At 50.4% G+C, this 22,304-nt stretch carries 16 protein-coding genes; all 16 read left to right on the forward strand.

The window, feature by feature from the left end; genetic code table 11:
- The first annotated feature begins 173 nt into the window (after positions 1-173).
- Positions 174-1,223 (forward strand): LacI family DNA-binding transcriptional regulator, encoded by a 1,050-nt coding sequence (locus tag NST04_RS12820; protein ID WP_341184536.1) that lies wholly within the window; start codon positions 174-176, stop codon positions 1,221-1,223.
- 267 nt (positions 1,224-1,490) lie between these two features.
- Positions 1,491-2,459, forward strand: a complete 969-nt coding sequence (locus tag NST04_RS12825; RefSeq protein ID WP_445667887.1) for an ABC transporter permease — start codon at positions 1,491-1,493, stop codon at positions 2,457-2,459.
- Between the two features lie 12 nt (positions 2,460-2,471).
- Entirely contained in the window at positions 2,472-3,383 is a 912-nt protein-coding gene (locus tag NST04_RS12830) for a carbohydrate ABC transporter permease (protein ID WP_341184537.1), read from the forward strand.
- A 93-nt stretch (positions 3,384-3,476) separates the two neighbouring features.
- On the forward strand, positions 3,477-5,063 hold the full coding sequence (locus NST04_RS12835; protein WP_341184538.1) for an ABC transporter substrate-binding protein: 1,587 nt from the start codon (positions 3,477-3,479) through the stop codon (positions 5,061-5,063).
- 70 nt (positions 5,064-5,133) lie between these two features.
- Positions 5,134-7,518, forward strand: coding sequence for a glycoside hydrolase family 2 TIM barrel-domain containing protein (locus tag NST04_RS12840; protein WP_341184539.1), 2,385 nt, complete (start codon positions 5,134-5,136; stop codon positions 7,516-7,518).
- A gap of 524 nt (positions 7,519-8,042) precedes the next feature.
- Positions 8,043-8,690: a hypothetical protein gene (locus tag NST04_RS12845; protein WP_341184540.1), complete on the forward strand. Its 648-nt coding sequence runs from the start codon at positions 8,043-8,045 to the stop codon at positions 8,688-8,690.
- A 42-nt stretch (positions 8,691-8,732) separates the two neighbouring features.
- Positions 8,733-9,182: a macro domain-containing protein gene (locus NST04_RS12850; protein ID WP_341184541.1), complete on the forward strand. Its 450-nt coding sequence runs from the start codon at positions 8,733-8,735 to the stop codon at positions 9,180-9,182.
- A gap of 90 nt (positions 9,183-9,272) precedes the next feature.
- Positions 9,273-9,695 (forward strand): hypothetical protein, encoded by a 423-nt coding sequence (locus NST04_RS12855; protein ID WP_341184542.1) that lies wholly within the window; start codon positions 9,273-9,275, stop codon positions 9,693-9,695.
- Positions 9,696-9,805: 110 nt separating this feature from the next.
- On the forward strand, positions 9,806-10,180 hold the full coding sequence (locus tag NST04_RS12860; RefSeq protein WP_341184543.1) for a glyoxalase: 375 nt from the start codon (positions 9,806-9,808) through the stop codon (positions 10,178-10,180).
- 175 nt (positions 10,181-10,355) lie between these two features.
- On the forward strand, positions 10,356-12,608 hold the full coding sequence (locus NST04_RS12865; protein ID WP_341184544.1) for a helix-turn-helix domain-containing protein: 2,253 nt from the start codon (positions 10,356-10,358) through the stop codon (positions 12,606-12,608).
- 281 nt (positions 12,609-12,889) lie between these two features.
- Positions 12,890-14,512 (forward strand): hypothetical protein, encoded by a 1,623-nt coding sequence (locus NST04_RS12870; RefSeq protein ID WP_341184545.1) that lies wholly within the window; start codon positions 12,890-12,892, stop codon positions 14,510-14,512.
- A gap of 249 nt (positions 14,513-14,761) precedes the next feature.
- Positions 14,762-15,658, forward strand: coding sequence for an ABC transporter permease (locus tag NST04_RS12875; protein ID WP_341184546.1), 897 nt, complete (start codon positions 14,762-14,764; stop codon positions 15,656-15,658).
- 24 nt (positions 15,659-15,682) lie between these two features.
- Positions 15,683-16,561 carry a carbohydrate ABC transporter permease gene (locus NST04_RS12880; protein ID WP_341184547.1) on the forward strand — a complete coding sequence of 293 codons (879 nt, stop codon included), beginning with the start codon at positions 15,683-15,685 and terminating at the stop codon, positions 16,559-16,561.
- 31 nt (positions 16,562-16,592) lie between these two features.
- Positions 16,593-18,089 carry an extracellular solute-binding protein gene (locus NST04_RS12885; protein ID WP_341184548.1) on the forward strand — a complete coding sequence of 499 codons (1,497 nt, stop codon included), beginning with the start codon at positions 16,593-16,595 and terminating at the stop codon, positions 18,087-18,089.
- A 95-nt stretch (positions 18,090-18,184) separates the two neighbouring features.
- Positions 18,185-19,120, forward strand: a complete 936-nt coding sequence (locus NST04_RS12890) for a sugar phosphate isomerase/epimerase family protein (protein ID WP_341184549.1) — start codon at positions 18,185-18,187, stop codon at positions 19,118-19,120.
- Positions 19,121-19,137: 17 nt separating this feature from the next.
- Complete coding sequence (locus NST04_RS12895) at positions 19,138-22,302, forward strand: alpha-mannosidase (protein ID WP_341184550.1); 3,165 nt, start codon at positions 19,138-19,140, stop codon at positions 22,300-22,302.
- Positions 22,303-22,304 lie beyond the last annotated feature (2 nt).

Consider the following 22,304-nt stretch of genomic DNA (forward strand, 5'->3'; position numbering starts at 1 on the left):
CAATGAAACCGATTACATTATTGTGAAGCCAACATTGAAATTGGCGACCACATTCAGCATACACTTTCCCCGCCCCCTGAGCGGAATAGGAATAAATGGTTTACTAATACAGAGCTAGACGATAAGATGAAGCCAAAACCAGTTATTGCCGATGGGCGAAGAGAGGGAACAGAATGAAACCCGTTACCGTATATGATATCGCCAGGGAAGCCAACGTCTCGGTTGCCACCGTATCCAGAGTGCTTAATAATACCGCCCCGGTCAAAAAAGAAACGAGGGAGCGGATTACTGCGCTGATCGACAAGCACCAGTTCCAGCCCAATGCGCTTGCGCGAAGCCTGATCCGCAAAGAAACCGGGATGATCGGGTTCATCCTGCCGGATATCACCAACCCGTTTTTTCCGGAGGTGCTGGCCAGCTTTGACCGGGAGACGAGAAAACTGGGCTACACCTGTTTTTTGTGCGATACCGTTTCTTCAGATGAGGAGACTGACCTCCAGTATGAACGGGAATCACAGTATCTGGGGATATTGATGGAGAAGCAGGTCGATGGCATTGTGATGATTGGCGGCAGGCTGGATTTGTCCAAGCCGGATGCGGCGCTGGTGCGGGAGGTAGAGGAAGCGGCCAAACGTGTTCCGGTGCTGATGATTAACGGGAATCTGCCCAACACGAAGATTCACCGGGTGGCGGTCGACCAGAGGCTGGGAGCGGAGCTGGCTGCACAGCATTTAATCGATCTTGGACACCGGGATATCGCCGTCATTGGCGGTTTCTTGCATATGTCCAATACGCAGCAGCGGCTTCAAGGCTTCCGGACAGCCATGCGAAACAACGGTCTGGAGGTCCGCAAGGAATGGATGGTCCAAGGGGGATTCTCTGTCAACATGGGCTTTAAGTTTGCAGAGCAGGTGCTGAAGTTGCCGGACCGGCCGACAGCGATCATGTGTATGAACGACCTGGTGGCCATCGGCGCACTGAAAGCGGCTGACCGGGCGGGGCTTGCCGTGCCGGCGGAATTGTCCATCGTCGGTTATGATGATATTCCGTTTGCGTCGTTCAGCATTCCTGAGCTGACTACGGTTTCGCTGATGGCCAGCGAGATTGGCCGTCTGGCGGCAGACATGCTGCATAAGCTGATCGCCGGCAAACAGGTGTCCCGTTTACATTCGGTTATTCCCGAGCTAAGGGTACGCCAGACGACGGCACCTCCCCGGAAATAATTGATCCGTGAACATAAATTAATAGTTGACTTTGAAATAACGAGGGCTTATTCTGTTGAAGAAAGCCCTTACATTTTATTTTTTAATGAAACCCATTTCACCTATAATCCGATTACTTGCTGAATGAACAAGGAAACTCCCTGGGAAATTTGCGAGAAGAAGAGAGACAGGATGAATAACAGGTTTCATTTTTTTATTTTCTTGTGAAATGGGTTTCATAAATTTTACAGCCGGTAGCTGCTATCTAATCAATTAAGGAGGGGTCTTATGTCCACTGCTTCACCTGCCCAATTGACAGAGAAGAGGTATACCAAACCCAAGCGCGGCCGCTGGAAACGTTTTAAGAACAACAAGACATTGCTGCTGATGTGCTTTCCGGCTGTAGCGTTTTTTCTTATCTTTTCCTATATGCCTATGCCTGGGCTGTATCTGGCGTTTATCAAGTACAACTATTCTGACGGCATCTTCGGAAGCGCCTTTGCCGGGCTGGAGAATTTCCGGTTCCTTGTCATGACGGGTGACCTGTGGCGCCTGACGTTCAATACCATCGCTTATAACATCGCGTTTATCCTCCTCGGCAACATGCTTCAGATTACGGTCGCTGTGCTGCTGAACGAGATGCGGTCCAAATGGTTCAAGAAAGTATCCCAGACCATGATGTTCCTGCCGTATTTCGTATCCGCCGTTCTGATCGGCCTCATCGCCTACAACATTCTGAGTTATGATTATGGCATTTTGAATTCGGTCCTGCACTCCTTGGGACTGGATCCGGTGAAGGCTTACTCGAGCCCGGGGGCGTGGCCTTTTATCATAGTCATTACGTACTTATGGCAGAGCACCGGATATGGCTCTATTGTGTATTTTGCCGCCATTATGGGGCTGGACAGTGAGATTGTGGAGGCTTCGGAGATCGATGGAGCCAATGCTTTTCAGCGTATCCGGTATATCGTACTGCCTTGGCTCAAGCCGACCTTCATCATTCTGCTGCTGTTCTCGCTTGGCGGAATTCTTAAGGGGAACTTCGGATTATTCTTCAATCTGGTGGGGGCTAACAACACAGCGTTATACGCCTCTACGGATATTATCGAGACCTATGTATTCCGCTCGCTGATGACCAACTTCAACTTCTCGATGGGGAGTGCGGTCAGCCTGTATCAATCCTTGTTCGGATTCATCGTTGTATTATCTGCGAACTGGCTGGTCAAAAAGGTATCGCCTGACAATTCACTTTTTTAGGAGGACTTGCCCATGGATGAGACTTTTGTAAGCGCACACAAAAAAACCGACGCCAGCGGACTTGTCGTCCGGTGGATTGGATATCTGTTTATCGGCTTCTTTGCCCTCTGCTGCCTGTTGCCGTTCTTGCTGGTGCTGGGGACCTCCTTCACCTCCGAATCGGCCATTAAGCTCTCCGGCTTCAACTTCTGGCCCAAAGAATTCAGTCTGTTCGCTTATAAAATTGTATTTGAGAATCCCGATCTGATCATCGGCTCCTATATAGTAACGATTGTTATGACTATCGTAGGTACGGCGGTTGGCCTCCTGCTGGTGGCTATGACGGGATATGCGCTGCAGCGGCCGGACTTCATGTACCGCAACAAAATCTCTTTCTTCATTTACTTCACTACACTGTTCTCTGGAGGTCTGGTGCCGTTCTACCTGTTAATCACCCAGTATCTTCATTTAAAAGATAACTATCTGGCGGTTCTGCTTCCTGGTCTGCTAAGTCCGTTCTTGATCATTATGATGAAAAGCTTCGTCCGCTCTATTCCTCATGCTATTACCGAATCGGCGAAGATCGACGGAGCGGGTGATTTTAGAATTTTCCTCCGGCTGATTCTGCCGATGACCACGCCCGCCCTGGCCACCATCGGGCTGTTCATCGCCTTGGGTTACTGGAACGAATGGTATAACTCCATGCTGTTTCTGTCGCCGGATATGAAATACCGCACCTTGCAGCTGTTTCTGTATAACGTGATCACCAGCGCCGATTTTGTCCGCAATTCCGCTGCCTCCTCGAATGTGCAGCTTCGCGATGTGCCACTTGAGTCCATGAAGATGGCGACAGCCGTAGTGGCCACGGGCCCTGTCATTTTGTTCTACCCGTTCGTACAGCGCTACTTTATTAAGGGTATCACCGTAGGGGCCGTAAAGGGCTGATCTTCCAGACCCTTCAATTCTACTGCAACGATGTGCCAAGGCCATCATGCCTTCTCACATAGAGTACATTAAATACAGGGAGGTTGTACAAGAATGGGGATCAAAAAAGCATCATGCATGTTGTTGACGTTCCTCTTACTGTTTACACTGGCCGCCTGCGGCGGCGGGAATAATGCGGCTAACAATGGGGCTAAGACGACGAATGACAATGGAAAGCAAGACAGCTCGGCGCCGGACACCTCCAAGTTCGTAAAGGTCAGTTATGTGGTCCTGGGCGATAAGCCGAAGAATGGGCAATTCGAAAAGGTGCTGGCCAAGGTCAATGAAATTATGAAGGAAAAAATCAATGCCGAGCTGGAATGGAAATGGGTCGAATGGGCCGATTGGCAGACCAAATATAACCTGCTGCTGGCCTCCGGGGAGGCGGTTGATTTGATCACCATCGGCACGGATTGGCTGGATACCTGGGCCAATGCGCAGCGGGGTGCCTTCATGAATCTGGATGAGCTGCTGCCGAGGCATGCACCGGAAACCTGGAAATCCGTACCGGAGGAGGATTGGAACGAGAGCCGCTACAACGGCAAAATTGTGCTGATTCCTGAGAACGATTACACGCAATGGGTCAATCATGGATTCTTCTACCGCGGCGACTGGGCGAAGGAGGCTGGGCTGGGCGAACCGATCAAGAATTGGGAAGAAATCGGCCAGTATCTGCAATATATCAAAGACAACAAGCCGGATGTTATTCCATGGGATATGGCTTCCGGTGCGGTGACATGGGGCGGCTATATTCAGTCCTATACGGATAACCTGGACCTCCCGATCTCTACAGGCTACATGCCAGTATTTACAGCGCAATCGAACGATGAGAAATATACTGTAGCTGAGCCCATCTTCAGCGATCTCTTCCTGAATTATGCCAAGCTGATGAAAGAATGGGCCGATAAAGGATTCTGGCGCGAGGATGCGCTCAATAACAAAAATGACAACCGTATAGCTCTCAAAGCCGGGTTATCCGGTCTGGACCAGCATCACACCCAAACCTTCTCCACGCTGCGTGTAGAGATGGACAAAGCAGAACCAGGCTCCGAGCTGCAGATGTTCCCGTTCAACCGGACCGGCGGTAAGAATCTCATGGAGCTGTCAATTACACACGGAGGTACCTCCTTGGGCGCGCATAGCAAAAATCCGGAGCGGGCGCTGATGGCGTATGATTTGATCCGCAACAACGAGGAAATCTATCACCTGATCAACTATGGTATCGAAGGCGTGCAATACGAGATTAAGGATGGAAAAAGAACACTGCCGGCCAACTACAACGAAGCTTCTGACAGCTTTTATGCAGATTTCTGGGGCGGACGAGTGGATAAATTCGAAATCCCGAGCGAAACGGTGTGGAGTGAAATCGGCACACTCTATGATGAATACGACAAAATCAAAATTCCGTATCCTTACGGCCAGTTTGTCTTTGACAAAACGCCTGTAGAGAGTGAATTGACTGCGATCTCGCAGGTGGCCGGGGAGCTTGGACCGGCTATCAACTTCGGGAAGGTAAGTGATCCTGCCAAAGCAGTGGAGGAGTTCAGAGCCAAAATCAAGACTGCCGGATACGATAAAGTCAAGGCTGAATTGCAGAAGCAGCTGGATGCGTTCAAGCAAAAAATGGAAGCTGCGAAATAAACGGCGATATAGATTGAACTAAAAAATTCAAACTAAAGGAAAATCTTAGGCCCGAATAAAGGAGAAGTGCATGAACGAGTCCAGAAGCAAGATATGGCTTAATGCCGAGTGGTGTTTCAATTGCGGGGATGTACCCGAAGCATGGTACAAGGGATATGACGACAAAGATTGGCGTGGAGTCACACTTCCGCATGACTGGGCCATCGAGGCTGATTTTTCCAGGGATTATTCCAGCGGCAGCGGATATCTGCCCGGCGGAACCGGCTGGTACCGCAAGCATATTGTGTTGCCGGACCGGCTGGAGGGGAAACGTGCGTACCTTACCTTTGAGGGCGTCTACAACCATTCACAGGTCTGGGTAAACAGCTATTATTTAGGCAAACGTCCTTATGGTTATAGCACGTTCACTTATGAAATCACGGATCTGCTGGCGTATGGCGGAGCCGGGAATACCATTGCGGTAAAGGTGAACCATGCGGAGACAGCAGACTCCCGCTGGTACACCGGTTCAGGGATCTACCGTGATGTCTATCTGACCTTTACGGATGACATTCATGTTGCGCAGTACGGTGTTTTTGCCTCGACAGCTGACATTGGCCGGGAATGGGCGGAGCTGCAGGTAGAGACCCGGATGTTGAACGAAACAGGAGAACCGGCAGAGATTGGTGTACGTCATACTCTTTTGGATGAGGAGGGCATGGATTCGGGAACCTCATTTGAGCTGCTGCCGTCGGCGGGCGCTGCGGAATGCAGTCAGCAGGTCATTCAAGTGAAGGAACCGAAGCTCTGGTCGCCGGAAGCCCCCAACATGTATACGCTGCTTACTGAGATTATCTGGGAGGGGGCAACGGTGGATGAGGTCCGCACTCCCGTCGGCCTCCGGAGTATTCATTTCGATCCGGCAGAAGGGTTCAAGCTGAATGGAGAGGCTCTTAAGATCAAGGGAGTCTGTGTGCATCATGACGCCGGTTGCCTCGGCGCTGCCGTTCCTGGCGATGTCTGGGGCAGACGGCTGCGCTACCTTAAGGAAATGGGCTGCAATGCCATCCGTATGAGCCATAACCCGCCAGCTCCAGTTCTCCTGGATTTATGCGATCAAATGGGATTTATGGTGATGGACGAAGCTTTTGATGAATGGGAGGGTGTCAAGAACAAGTGGTCTACCGGACATAATGTATATCCTCCCAAGCACTTCGGCTATTATGAGGATTTCCCGGACTGGGGCATTGCGGATATTCAGGAGATGGTGCTGCGCGACCGAAATCATCCTTCTATTATTCTGTGGAGTATTGGCAATGAGGTAGACTATCCTAATGATCCTTATTGTCACCCTTCCTTCCAGACAATGACCGGCAACAATGATGCCAACAAGCCTGCTGCAGAACGTGTATATGATCCGAACAAGCCGAATGCTGAACGTCTTGCCGTCATAGCCGGAAAGCTGGTGCAGGCTGTGAAGGCCTGTGACAAGACACGGCCAGTAACGGCAGCGCTGGCTTATCCTGAACTAGCTAATCTGATCGGTTATTCCGATACGCTCGATGTGGTCGGCTATAATTACAGGGAATCTTTATATGAAAAGGATCGGAGCTCTTATCCAAATCGTGTGCTCTACGGCAGCGAGAATTCTCCGGGACTGCAGGAGTGGCTGGCGGTCCGCGATCATCCCGATATCTGCGCACAGTTTATATGGACTGGAATCGACTATCTGGGAGAAGCGCATGGCTGGCCGATCCGGGCCGCGCAGGCAGGGTTCATGGATCTTGCCGGTTTCCCGAAACCAAGCTATTACTATCGCCAGAGCCTGTGGAGTGATATGCCGATGGCTTATCTCGCGGTCCGCAGGGCAGGTGAACCAGGAATGTCTGACACCGGTGGCCGGTCAGGCGGCGGGCCAAGCTGGAACTGGGAGCCGGGCGAGCGGTTGATCGTTGACGGGTATACCAATCTGGCGGCTGCGGAGCTGTACCTTAATGGTAAGCTGCTGGGGGGAGGACGTCCTGATGAGAGCGGGGAGCTGCTGCTGAGCTGGGAAGTGAATTTTGAACCGGGAACGCTGCTTTTAACGGGGACAGACGAACAGGGCCGAACGGTCAAACGGGAGCTGCACACGGCGGCGGCACCGGAGCAGCTAAGGCTGACAGCCGATACCCTGCAGCTGCGGGCCAACCTTCGGGATATCGTTCATGTGGAGCTCGACATTGTGGATTCGGCGGGCATTGAGGTCTATGGCGCGGATGTTCCTGTCACGGTGACCGTAGAGGGAGCAGGTGAATTGCTGGGATTAGAGAATGGAAATGTGCAGGATCTGGAGCCTTACCGTTTCCATACAAGAAGTACCCATCACGGCAAGCTGCTGGCCTATATCCGGGCCGGAGCCGTCTCCGGAACGATTAAGGTCACTGCGGTCACTCCAGGACTATCGCCGGCAGAGCTTGAAATAAGTTCTTTATGAGTTTGACCGTATAAGTCTAACAACACTACTATATAAAATGACTGCTGCCCATTCCGGCACAGTCATTTTTATTTACGATTTCAGCGCCTTGTGCCGGAATAAAACCGCAATCCTCTTCTCCCACTGATTAGGCTCTGTGAAGCTCGCGAACCGAATCCTCGGAGCAAATGTATGCGGAAAACAACATACAATGTGCAACTGCGGAGGTGATCGGAGCAAATGTATGTGGAAAACAACATACAATGTGCAACTGCGGAGGTGATCGGAGCAAATGTATGTGGAAAACAACATACAATGTGCAACTGCGGGGGTGAGCGGAACAAATGTATGCAAAAAACAACATACAATGTGCAACTGCGGGGGTGAGCGGAGTAAATGTATGCGGAAAACAACATACAATGTACAGCTGTGAGGGTGAGAGGAGCAAATGTATGCGAAAAACCGAATACATTGTGCAGGTTCTAACATACCAAACTTGAAAGTGCAAACTACAGGAGTATAGTTAGTCTCAGGAGGAATGCTATATGGCTACATGGGTTACTCATTTTAGAATAGCTGAAGCATTGATGAAGGCGGGGGTTCCGGTATCCAAGGTAGACTTTTTGGTAGGGAATATTGGCCCTGACTGCGGGATCGTTGATGGTGAGGGGAGTCTTGGTCCATTTCAACGTATACCTAAGAGTGTTACCCACTTTAAGGATGGACAGGGGATTCAGCCAGAGCTGTTCCGGGAGCAGTATGCATTGAAGGATGTTCAGCCTACTTCTAATGCAGGTTCCTATTATTGGGGGTATTACTGTCATCTTATAACGGATGTCGAATGGATTAAGTTAACCAAGAGCAAGCAGGAGGAGCCAGTACATCAAGCGGTAAAAGGTACTCCCGAGTACAATCAGCTGGTGAAGCGGGACTGGTACTGGCTGGACTTCAAATATTTGAAGCTGCATGGCGATCATGTGTTTTGGAGCGATGTGCAACATATTCAGCAATATCCCGAATACTTACCGTTCTTTCCTGAAGGCCAGACCTTTAAACAAATACAGAATATCATTCACTTTTATTGCAACACAGAAGTGTCTATAGAATATGAACCTGTTTATATGAAGGAAGCGGAAGTAGATAACTTTGTGCTGGAGACAGCGGACAAGCTCCGAGACATTATGGGATTTTAAAAGGTAACCAAACACCCAAGTCGTAACAACAAGGAGAGAATTATGAGCATCCGGTTAGTGAATGGAGATATGATGGAAGCCAGTGAAGATATACTGGGACATCAGGTGAATTGTCAGGGAGTGATGGGGTCGGGGATTGCGAAGATCCTGCGGGATCGTTATCCGAACTTATATCCTGAGTATAAAAAATACTGTGACCAGCACACGCCTGACGGGCTGCTTGGGCACTGCCAGCTGGTGCAGACGGGTGAGAAGTACACGGCGAATCTGTTCGGCCAGCTTAACTATGGAAGGAGCAAAACCCGGTATACGGATTATGCTGCGCTGGAGCGAGCATTAACCACACTGAAGACTGAAGCACAGGCCAAGGGTCTGTCTGTGGCGCTCCCGTATAACATTGGCTGCGGACTGGCGAACGGGGAGTGGAGTGTAGTGGAGGAGATGATCGGGAAGGTTTTTGCAGACTATGAGGTTACGTTGTATAAGATTTAAATTAAAGCTATTATAAGAGTTTAGAGCAGTCCGCTTTTGGCGGGCTGTTTTTTATGGATAAGGAATGACTTCGCTGATTTCATCGAACACATGGACAGCAAGAGGTCTTTTGGGCCGGATAAGGTCGAAAAACCGACTACATTCGGTACGGCAGAGGTGCTTGGGCCGGATAAGGTCGAAAAACCGACTACATTCGGTGCGGCAGAGGCGCATGGGCCGGATAAGGTCGAAAAACCGACTACATTTGGCACGACAGAGGCGTATTGGCCGGATAAGGTCGAAAAACCGACTACATTCGGTGCGGCAGAGGCGCGTGGGCGGGATAAGGTCGAAAAACCGACTACATTCGGTGCGGCAGAGGCGCGTGGGTGGGATAAGGTCGAAAAACCGACTACATTCGGTGAGGCAGAGGTGCGTGGGCGGGATAAGGTCGAAAAACCGACCACAATGGCGATGCCGCAGGCATTTTGTTCCAAGAATATGTATGATTTGGGGTCCCCACAAAGTACCTGAGTCATCACTTTGTGGGGTTATGTTATGGATTTATATTGTGAATTACTATAATATATAATTATATTATGAAATCAAGTTTCATCAGGTGAAACTATCAAGGAGGAAGATGGATGGCCTACAATTATTATGGTCTGGATCATGTACAACTGGCAGCCCCTGAGGGTTGTGAAGCTGAGGCCCGGAGATTCTTCAATGGGTTGTTAGGCTGGGCGGAGATCCCCAAACCCGAGCTGCTGCAAAAGCGGGGCGGGGTATGGTTCCAATGCGGGAAGCATCAGGTACATATCGGGGTGCAGCGGGATTTTGTTCCCGCTACCAAAGCGCATCCGGCATTTCATGTGCAGCCCTTGAATGAGTTGCGTGAGCATCTGTTGCAGCATCATATTCAAGTTACGGATGATGAAGCAAGGGCGGATGAAGGAGTTAGGCGTTTCTATATCAACGAACCATTTGGGAATCGTCTTGAATTTCTGGAATGGCTTTGATTCGCCATTTATCTGCTCTAATGATTATCGACAGGAACTGTGATTACGTCTAACCTAATAACTATCTATACCCGGGCTGTGGAACGGTCTGTGCCTGAATGCTATTCCCGGTTTTTATGAATGCGCTTTAATAATGGGGATGACCAATAATCCATGAGGCGAGTGAGGGCTTGTCATGCGACATTCGAAATACTTACGTAAATTGCTGCTGTTCAGCATGGTGCTTGTTACTCTACCGGTGATTTTTCTGGGAATGTTATCGTACGGGAAAGCTAGGGCGATTATTCAGGATAAGGTCATCCAAGGGAATATTCAGGTTATGGCTCAAACCGAGCTCAAGGTGGAACAGTTACTGCAAATCATTAATAGCTCTATGATCCAGTTCATTAGCAGCACCAATCTCACGCAAGCCTTGCGTACAGAGCTCGTCCCGATGGATTATCCGCTTATTAATGATATGGCACAAGGCTTGCGGAGGCTTCAATCTTACGAGATGGGGATCCGGGATGTCCGGCTAACCAGCCTCCGGGGGAACTGGATACTGGATAACAGCGGCTATACTGGAGCACCAACAGCGGCTGAGCTGAGTATGCCCAACCAAATGGCGCAGCTGCCGGGATCTGCCTTCTGGATTACGGATGAATCGGGCGATAATGTAAGGATTGTCAAGAAGCTGCCGCTTAATATAGAAGAAAATCCTGATGGCCTGCTGGAAGCGATTATACCGGCCTCCACCTTACAGAAGCTGCTTCCAGGCAGCGGAAATGGCTATACCTTTATTATCGATGCGGCACTGCGTCCCCTTACGGATGTGTCAGGGATTCCTTTTCCGGAACAAACGATCCGGGAGCTGACGCAGCGGGCTGGCCTTTCGGATTTGAGGGAGGGCTATGTGGAACTGGACAATGCTTCGACCGGAGCAGTGGGGATGACCTACAGGAAGTCTACATTCAACGATTGGACCTATATCTCGCTCTTCTCCATAGAGCAGATTACGGCAGAGTCGCGGGCCATCGGCTGGTATACGCTAACGATTGGCACGGTCATGCTTGTCCTGTTATTTGCATTGTCATTTATGGGCTCCCGCCGGATATATTCACCGATCCGCAGTATATTTGAGGCGGCCATTGAAGGGGATAATCTTAAGCCCGTAACGCAGAGGGATGAGCTTAAGCTGATCGGGGAACGGATCCAGTCGCTTAAGTCGTCACAGCTACAGCTTTTGGATAAGATGCAAGGCCAGCAGAAGCAGCTCAAAGAGCTGTTTGTCCGCAAGCTTATCCTTGGCGAATTGGGAAACCGGGTGATAGAGGAGCAAGTGAAGCATTACTACAGCACGCAGGATTTGGGTCCGTATGGTGTGATAACCGTACAAATTGACACCTTTAATGAAACCAGATTTCAGGATAAGGACCGGGATCTGCTCATGTTCGCCGTATCCAATATTGCAGCCGAGATTATCCCTTCATCGATAAGACTTGAGCCTGTAGTGCACCAAGGCAAGCAGATTACGCTCGTGGGCACACAGCATGAGGACACGGATGCCGCCAAGCATGAGATGTACATATGGGCGGAGGCGATTCAATCTACGGTAAAAGAAATCCTGGGGCTGCAAGTAAGCCTCGGAATCAGCCGCCTCCATTCGAAATTAACAAGAGCGGCTCAAGCGTATAATGAAAGCCTTGAAGCCTTGAAATATAGAATCCGGTTTGGAGAGGAATCCATTCTTCATGTTGAGGATGTGTTGCCGGACAGCCGGGCGCATATTATCTATCCGGAATGGCTTGAGAAGCAGTTAATTGAAGCGCTGCTATTCCCTGATCTGAACAAAGCCGGGCAACTGCTGCATGAATTCCTGACCACCATGCTCCGGCAAAATATCCTTCACCGCGAATATCAGATGATGTTATTCCGTCTGCTGGCTAACCTCGTAAGGGAGGTTCAGAATACGGGGGAAGCCTTCCCTGTACCTACAGATAATGAGCAAGAGCTGTTTGAACAGCTCTTCCGGATGAAGACGCTGCAGGAGACTGAGGATTGGTTCATGAAGTGTGTGATGGAGCCCATGGTGCTCGTGCTGGGGAAGAAATGGGAGGCCCGCAACCAGAATATTTCTGGTCAGATGAAAGATATTATTCATAATGAATTTATGACCGAATTGACTCTGGAGGTCTGCGCGGCCCGGCTTAACTACCACCCGAACTATCTGAAGACCGTATTCCGTAAAGAGACGGGTGCAAACTTTAGTGAGTATTTATCCCTTTACCGGTTGAACCAGTCGAAGTGCTGGCTGCTGGAGACCGAGATGAAGATTGCTGAGATTGCAGCCAAAATTGGCTATCAGAATGCACAGAACTATATCCGGTATTTCCGTAAGATGGAGAATATGACGCCGGGAGAATACCGGAAAAAATATCGTTCAACTTGAGCCGTTCCGTACATGGACAACAAGTGCCGTTCCGTTCATTATTCATCTGCCATAAAGATTATAACCTGCTCTTCGTTACAGCTCCTGCCCGGGAGATTGTATACGGTTAGCAGGTTTTGTTTTTATATTAAGGACAAGAACACGAAGGCAGGTGAGTTACAGATATGAACTACAGAGAAGAGTCTTCATACAGAAAACTGCTGGACATTAATGAACGGTATACGCAGACAAGTATGGGTGCACAAGTAGAAGATCCACTCAGCAAATACATAGGAGGCATAATGGATTCCAATACGGGAATCCCAAGGCCGAATCACGGCGGAAGTGCTGCTGTAATGGCGACCTGGGCAGCCTCTTATGTGAACCCGGATTCCCGGTTCTGCGGAAGTGCCGGGCTGTTGCAGCGAATGGAATGCCTCGCCCGCTTCATTGTCCGCGCCCAGCATGAAGATGGAACGATTACACTGGGCTCGACGAATTATCATTCCCCGCCGGACACCGGCTTCGTAGTCGTTGGACTAGCACAGATTTGCCGGCTGCTGGAGCGCGGGTCACACCCGGAGACTAAGACAGTGCGGTTACTGCTTGAGCAATTTCTGGAGCGGCTGACTGGCGGCGGCCATACGCCGAATCACCGCTGGGTGCTTGCCGCCGCATTAGGGCTGCTCTATGAACGGTCTGGTGATCCGCGGCTTGCAGATCGTGCCGATTGCTGGCTGGCAGAAGGGATAGACATGACCGCTGACGGGGAATGGACGGAACGGAGTAACGGTATTTATAATGCGGTGAGTAATATCATGCTGTATCATGCAGCAGCCACACTGCATCGTCCGCTGCTCCTCGATCCTGTCCGCCGTAATTTGCGGATGATGACTCTGCTGATCCATCCTAACGGAGATATAGTGACTGAATATTCAGGACGTCAAGACTTTGGGGTGAAGAATGATCTGTCCGCTTATTATGCCATTTCCCGGCTTATGGCGTGGGAGGACAATGACGGTACATTTGCCGCACTGGCAGACGCGGCTGCGGAGGCGGCACAGGAACCGGGCAGCGTGAATAATCACGGGCTTATGACCTGTCTGCTCTATCCGCAGATCGGGCTAAAGGGTATCCTCCGTAAGGAGCTTCCGGTACACTACGAAGCGATTATCAATGAAGCACATCCTGCAGACGAGGATTTGCAGCGCATGCGGAATCAAGGCGGGCCGGCAACCCTTTTACATAGCTCTGCCCATACTGCCTTTGGTTCTCCCATAGTCCGGTACAGGGACGGGCTGACTAGCGTAACCGTGATGACCCGCAATTCCTCTTTCTTTGCCTTGAGACACGGAGATGCACATGTACTGGGGACCAAGCTGACAACGGCTTTTTTGCCGGGGATTGTCCAGTTCGAACAATTGGAGCAGCAGCAGGGTTATACACTTAGCAGCACTATGGAGAAAGGTTATAACGGTCCCATACCCACAGAATATCTTCCTGCCCATACCGGGAAACAGGGAGCATACAGTCCCTGGTATCTGCTGCCGCATGAACGGCGGCCCATGACCCATCTGCAGACGCACCGGCTTATATCAGAGGTGAAGCGCAGCGGAAAGGTGTGGTCCATCCGTATTCGTTCGGATCAGGCAGAGGATTTGTTCACCCAATTGACCTTTGTACTGGACAGCAGGGGTGTATTGACGGGAGAAGGTCTGCAGCCCGGGGCAGCGCCAGGCCATTATTTCCTGACCCAAGGTTCAGCCATTTATCAGGCAGGAGACTTCGCCATAAGGATCGGAGCAGGGGCGCAGGAACATCTGGTAGGTGTCATCCGTAATGACCGGTTGCCGGAGAATTGCCTGTCGCTGTCGCTGAACTGGCTGACACCATTCGATCATACGGTTGAACTGGAGCTGTTATGAGGTGGTGCCCGTAGGCCTGTGCGGCTGAATGCAGCAGGTGTCATCAGGTAGCGAAGAAGCCCGTTAAGCTTCCCTAATGATTATTATCTATGTTATCTGCTCTTGGGATTGTAGACGGCTATCCCCTGAGCGAATAAGGTTAAGCTATCACTTGGAAGCCTCCCACAATGAATGCAAGAAGGAAGGGATATACACATGCAAGCTGTTTCCTTAAACAATCAGCCGCTGAGATCCACGAAACGGCTGAGAATGGTACGTCGTCTTAAAAAGCATTATTGGTTCTATCTCATGATGCTGCCGGGATTGTTATTCTTTATCGTATACAAATATATGCCAATGTGGGGAATATTGATTTCTTTTCAGGATTATCAGCCGTTCCTCGGAATGCTGGGGAGTAAATGGGTTGGAGTCAAGCATTATGCGACGTTTTTCCAGGATGAGACCTTCTGGATGCTATTCCGCAATACTTTTATACTGGCAACTTATAATATTGTGTTTTTCTTCCCGCTTCCGATCATTATCTCACTTATGCTTAATGAGGTACGGAAGGAATCGTACAAGCGTATTGTGCAGACGCTAATCTATATTCCCCACTTTGTATCATGGGTAGTGGTGGCTGGAATCAGCTTCCTGTTCTTATCCTCTCAGGGGGGCATCTTCAACTCTTTGCTGGAGAGTGCCGGGCGGGAGCCGGTTAACTTCCTGCTGAGCAAAGAATGGTTCCGCACGGTCATTACATCACAGGTCATGTGGAAGGAAACAGGCTGGGGGACGATTATTTTTTTGGCAGCGCTTGCAGGGGTGGACCCGGGTTTATATGAAGCGGCCAAAATCGATGGAGCCAGCCGTTGGCGTCAAATGTGGCATATTACTCTGCCGGCTATCCGCAGCACCATTATTATTCTACTGATCCTCCGTCTGGGGCATTTCATGGATACAGGGTTTGAACAAATCTTCCTGATGGTCAATGCCATGAACCGCGAGGTGGGTGAAGTGTTCGATACCTATGTGTACAGTATGGGGATCTCGCAAGGTAAATTAAGCTACAGCACTGCTGTAGGGGTATTCAAGTCCACAGTGGGACTGGTGCTTGTCGTAGGCTCCAACTGGCTGTCCAAAAAATTCGGGGAAGATGGAATCTATTAAGCCATCCATAAGGAGGAGATCATCATGAAGGAACAATCCCTGACGGGCAGATTAGTGGATGGTATCAATTATACATTGCTATTGATCGTTGCCCTCGTATGCGTGCTGCCCTTCATTTATATTCTGGTAGCATCGTTTACCGCACCGGAAGAGTTGATTAAAGGAGGATTTGTTCTGTTTCCGACCAAGTTCTCGCTTGAAGGCTACCGGTATATTCTGTCCACGGACATTATCCTCTCCAGTCTGGGCGTATCCGTATTTATAACCGTAGCAGGGACATTATGTAATCTGTTCTTTACGGCGCTGCTGGCATACCCGCTGGCCCAGAAGGATGTAGCTGGAACCAAGCTTGTAATGCGTCTGGTAGTATTCTCCATGCTGTTCAGCGGAGGAATGATTCCTACCTATATGATGGTGCGCTGGACGGGGCTCCTGGATAGTACCGCTTCACTTATTATCCCTGGACTCATCAGTGCCTTTAATCTGATCATTATGCGCAACTTTTTCCAGCAGCTCCCGGAAGGCCTTGAGGAGGCTGCACGTATTGACGGCGCAAGCGACCCTGGCATTCTGTTCCGTATTGTGCTGCCGCTGTCCGCACCTGTTCTGGCCTCACTTACCTTGTTCTATGCAGTGGGACACTGGAACTCTTACTTTAATGCGGTGCTTTATATAAACGATAATGCCTTATGGCCCATTCAAGTGTGGCTGCGTCAAATCGTAATATTATCACAAGGAGGGATAGGGGACTCCACTCAGTTTGGAAGCGATTATGTTGCACCTCCTGCCGAGACGATCAAGATGGCCGTAATTGTCTTATCCACACTGCCGATTTTGCTGGTATATCCGTTCTTGCAGAAGCATTTTGCTAAAGGGGCACTGCTGGGTTCTGTAAAAGGATAATAGACTTGATTAAGAAAAGGGGACAAGAGATATGATCACATCATTTACGAAGACTAAAAAATGGATCGCCGTAGCCGGTATTGCCAGTATGTCCATCTCGATGCTGGCTGCCTGCGGCAATAAGGAGACTACCTCTGCTGCGGTAAATACAAATGAAGAGAAGCCGCTTGAGCTGAGTGTTATGATGATTCAACAATTGGCGGAGCCGCCGAAGAATGACAGCCCGATTCTGCAAAAAATTCAGGAAGAGACCCATACCAAGCTGGATATCACCTGGGTGCCTGCTTCAAGCTACGATGACAAGGTTAGTGCTACCATTGCAGCCGGAACCATGCCTGACCTGCTGCTGATCCGCAGAAACAAAGAATCAGCCATGCTGCAGGCGCAGAATGCCGGTGTATTCTGGGATCTTGCCCCGTACCTGAAGGATACGAAGAATCTGAAGAATATGTCAGAAGTAAGCAAGAACAATGCTACGATTGACGGCCAACTCTTTGGGATTCCCCGGGAGCGTGTGCTGGCCCGATACGGGATGATCTTCCGTAAGGACTGGCTGGATCAGCTGGGGCTGCAGCCTCCGAAGTCAGTGGATGATATCTATACGATTGCGAAAGCGTTTACCGAGAATGACCCGGACCAGAATGGCAAGAACGATACCTTTGGAATTCAGGAAGACAGTACGATGGAGCTTCTGAAGCAGCTGGCTGTATACTCCGGGGGTGCCAATGGCTGGGGACTGAAGGACGGCAAGATTATTCCGGATTTCATGTATCCTGATTTCAAGGCTTCGCTGGATCTGTACAAGAAAATGATTGATGAGAAGCTGATCGGCGCAGATTTCCCGATTGCCAAGAAATATGAGTATTTCAATCAGGAAAAAGCGGGTATCTATTTCGCTGTGCTGGATGACGCTATCGTCCGGCATACAGATTTAATGAAGCAAAACCCTGCTGTAGTAGTAGATATTGCCCAGAATTTCGAGGGTCCGCAAGGCGAGCGGGCTAGAGCCACTCTCGGTTATGACAATATTCTCGCCATTCCAAAATCCAGTGTACCGGATGAAGGGAAGCTCAAACAGATTATTGCCTTCCTGGATCAATTGGGCGAAGAACCGCTTCAAAGTCTGTTAATGTACGGCGTAGAAGGCACGGACTACACTGTGGAAGACAATCAGGCGGTTATTATTGCCGGCTCCAGCGGCAGCGGAGACTGGAAAAATTTCAAATGGGATGACCCCTATGCCGGTATAACACCGAAAGAGACTGAGATTGAAGCGAAGGTGAAGAACACCATTATTAGTAACAGCGGCATTGCAGTTATTGATTATAGCGCCGGGCTGATCTCAGCAACAAACACCGATAAAGGAAGCGAGCTCAGAAAAGCCATTACAGATGCCCAGGTCCGGTACGTGCTGGGCGAGCTGGATGACAAAGGCTGGGAAGACGCGATTGCTAAATGGCGGAGTAGCGGCGGAGATCAGATCATTGAAGAATTCACAGCTAATTATAATGAGACGGCCAGTAAATAAAGATGCAGGACAGCTAACCGCATTATGGAAATCCGCCTGGACTTTTGGCGGATTTCTCTTTTTACAAGAGTTGTGCACAGAAAGGAGTCTGAGCTATGGAGGATAAGGGCGATTATTCGTTCTCTACCTGCTGGAATATTAAGCAACAACAGAGTGGACGCAGATTAATTGAAGAGATTAAGGAATTAGGCTTCCGGCATGTGGAATTGAATTATAATGTGACCAGAGAGCTTCTCAGCAGTATTGAACCGATGATAGACAGCGGTGAAATCAGTATATCGAGCGTGCATAATGTATTTCCGTATGTGAGTGATAAGGATTATGATACAGATTCACTGATGCTTGGCTATACGGATGAATCCAAGCGGCGGCGTGCTGTGGAGCTGCTGATCACATCGGTTGAGTATGCCCGCCGCTATGGTGCGAAGGCGGTTGTCGTGCATCCGGGTGAGGTTCCCTTTGACTACAATATTGATCATGAGCTTAAGCAGCTATATCAGGAGTATGGACAGGGCTCGCCGGAGTATCAGAGGTTATGGAGACAGATGGCTGATGTTCGTGAGCAGCATAGTCCTGCTTATTGTGAACGGATTCGCGGCAGTCTGGAAGAGGTCAGTGAATATGTGGCCAAGAAGGGCTGGCAGGTCACAATCGGCATCGAGACCCGTTCCCGCTGCTACCAGATTCCAACCTTAAGTGAGGCTAAAGCCATTTGTGACAGCTTAAAGGGAAGTCCGGTTCGTCTATGGTATGACATTGGACATGCCACTATGATGGACCGGATGGGCTTGTATTCCAATGCAAAGGAGCTGGAGGAGCTGTTGCCTTATATCTATGGGGTTCATATTCATGAAACGTTAGGGCTCTCGGATCATTGGTGTCCGTATGTGCACAGTAATGATCCGCAATCCTTCGACTTCTATCTGAAGGCTATTGAAGCAGCAACGTTGAAGGTATATGAATTAAAGGCGGCCTGTTCGGCGGCGGATATTCACCGCAGTCACCGCTTGATTACGGGGAAGTTACATTAGAATATGGAGGAGTGGCCATGTGGTGGACTGTGGAGAAGCTGGGGGCCAGGATTGCTGAGCTGGAGGATCTCCGGTACAGAGAGAGAAGAGAAATGAAAGGGCTATTAATGAAGCGGGATACGGCTGGAAGCGCTGGTGCATACCCTGATGAGTCCGGTGAATGGATTCCTGTTACGCTTGGAGACAGGTGGAAGGGCAGGGACGAATACTACTGGCTGGCCGCTAATGTGGACATTCCGGCGCAATGGCTGGGGAAAACAGTGGTGGCACGCTTTGAGCTGGGAACGAGCGGCGGCGGGAATAACAGCGGATTCGAATCGCTGATGTTCCTGAACGGAAGCCCATACCAGGGGGTAGACAGTAATCATGGTGAAGTGAGGCTCCCGGATGGATTATGCGGAACATCAGCTGCGCTGCACTTGAGAATGTGGTCAGGACTTGGCGGCTATCAGCCGGATGCGGTAATGGAGCACCAGCTTAGCCGGGCAGAGCTGTCTGTGCTTGATGAGGCTGCGGATGACCTCTATTATACGGGGAAGGCTTGTCTGGGTGCGGCCGCTTCAATGGCTGATCATCAGGCCGAACGTCATGCCCTGCTGCAGCTGCTGGATCAGGCTTTCAGAGCGTTGGACTGGTCAGAACCGGGAGCGGAAAGCTTCTATACCTCTGCCGGAAAAGCCTTAACCCTGCTGCGGGCAGGTCTCGCCGCGTTGCCCAAGCATAGTGCAGTCACGGTTCAGTGTATTGGGCATACGCATATCGATGTCGCCTGGCTGTGGAGGCTGAAGCATACACGGGACAAGGCGGCCCGTTCCTTCTCCACAGTGCTGCGGCTGATGGAGCAGTATCCGGAGTATGTATTCTTGCAGACCATGCCGCAGCTCTATGAATATATCAAGGAAGATTATCCGCAGATCTATCAGGAAATAAAGCAAAGGGTGGCAGAGGGCCGTTGGGAGGCAGGGGGCGGGATGTGGCTGGAAGCCGACTGTAATCTGACCTCTGGTGAATCGCTGGTACGGCAATTACTCTATGGAACACGTTTTTTTCAAAAGGAATTTGGGGTGGAATGCAAATATCTGTGGCTCCCTGATGTATTTGGATACAGCTGGGCTCTTCCGCAAATCTTGAAAAAGTCCGGCATAGAGGCCTTTATGACGACGAAAATCAGTTGGAACCAGTACAACCGGATGCCGCATGATACGTTCAAGTGGCGGGGAATAGACGGGACAGAGATAACAACGCACTTCATCACGACCCCCGATTCGGGGGCGAGCGAGGGCGCTTTTTATTATACGTACAATGGTTCGATTACGGCGGATAGTGTGCAGGGAATCTGGGAGAGCTATCAGGATAAGGCGCTGAACCAGACCTTGCTGCTTGCCTACGGATATGGGGACGGCGGTGGCGGAGTAAACCGTGAAATGCTGGAGATGCGCCGCAGGCTGGACGAGATTCCGGGGATGCCTAATGTGACTACAGGACGGGCAGATGATTATTTCCGGGAGCTGGAACAGAGGCTGGAGGAATCGGAGCAATATATTCATGTATGGGACGGCGAATTATATCTGGAGCTGCACAGGGGGACTTACACGAGTCAGGCGCATAACAAACGGATGAACCGCAAGCTGGAGCTTATGCTGCGCAGAACCGAATGGCTGAGTGTACTGGCCTATGCCCAAGGCAAAGCGCCGGCAGCTTATCCTGCAGGCACTATCGCAGATATCTGGACCATTGTGCTGCGAAATCAATTTCATGATATCATCCCAGGCTCCTCCATCCGGGAAGTGTACGAAGATAGCCGGGCAGAATACGAGACAGCCGAGAGGCTGGCTTCGGAGGTCTGGCGGAGAGCGGCCGCAGCATTCATTCTTCCTCCAGCTGCGGGCAAGGCGGTTACCGTGCTTAACAGTGCATCATGGGCAAGGGACGGGCTGGTCTGCCTAAAGCAAGGCGAAGGAGGGGAGGTTTCGGAGCTCCATACCTGCTGGAATGATTCGGCAGGTGCCCGCCTGCTTACCCAGCGTACCCATGACGGGAACCTGCTGGTATATGCGGAAGCGTTGCCTGCGCTTGATTACGTTACCTGGACTGCAGCAGCACCAGAGACGGCAGTGTCTGTAATAGCGGATCATGATCCGTTTAACTGGAAGACAAACGGAATAACAACTCCGTTTTACGATATAGAGTGGAATGAATCCGGTCAGATTACGCTGCTCTACGACCGCCAGTGCGGGCGCACTGTACTTGAACCCGGACAATGCGGCAACGTTTTGCAGACGTTTGAGGATAAGCCCAAAAGCCGACATGAAGCCTGGGACATCGATATCTTTTATACAGAAAAAATGGAGACGGTTACCGGGCTTGAAGCGGTCACACTGCTGGAGTCAGGGCCGCTTCGCGCCGTCATTCATTTCTGCTGGATGTACAAAAACTCAAGGATAGAACAAAGAATGATTGTATATACCCGCAGCCGCCGGATCGATTGGGAGACGGAGCTGGACTGGCATGAGCAGCGGCGTCTCTTGAAGGTAGCTTTTCCGGTGCAGATCCGTGCTGTGGAAGCTACCTATGATATCCAGTTCGGGAATGTGTCGCGGCCTACACATTGGAATACCAGTTGGGATGCTGCCAGATTCGAGACGGTGGGTCATCAATGGGCAGATTTATCTGAACGGGGTTATGGAGTCAGTCTGCTGAATGATTGCAAGTACGGATACGACATTAAGGATGCTGTGATGCGTCTTACGCTGGTCAAATCGGCTATGGTTCCCGATCCGCAGGCAGATCAGGGAAGGCATATATTCACATATGCATTGCTGCCGCATGAGGGGGACTGGATCGAGGGCTGTACCGTACAGGAGGCCTGGGATCTGAACGACCCTCTACAGTACGCCGCCGGAGCATCCGAGCTCTCCAGACAGGGATTTCTGCAAATCGACTGCGATCATATTATGGTGGATGCTGTGAAACTGGCAGAGGAGGGCGATGCGGTCATTATCAGATTGCATGAATTCACCGGGCGCCGCGGGACAGTGGTCTTGAGCACAGAATGGCCGGATGCGGTCTGGCAGGAGTGTGATCTGATGGAGCATCCGGTTGGAAGCCCTTCCTGCGGTCAGCGTTATGAAACAGAAATTACGCCATATGAAATTAGAACATTGAAGCTAAGGTTCTTGTAAAG

It is taken from the genome of Paenibacillus sp. FSL H7-0756 (genome assembly GCF_038006765.1).
Lineage (GTDB): Bacteria > Bacillota > Bacilli > Paenibacillales > Paenibacillaceae > Paenibacillus_AQ.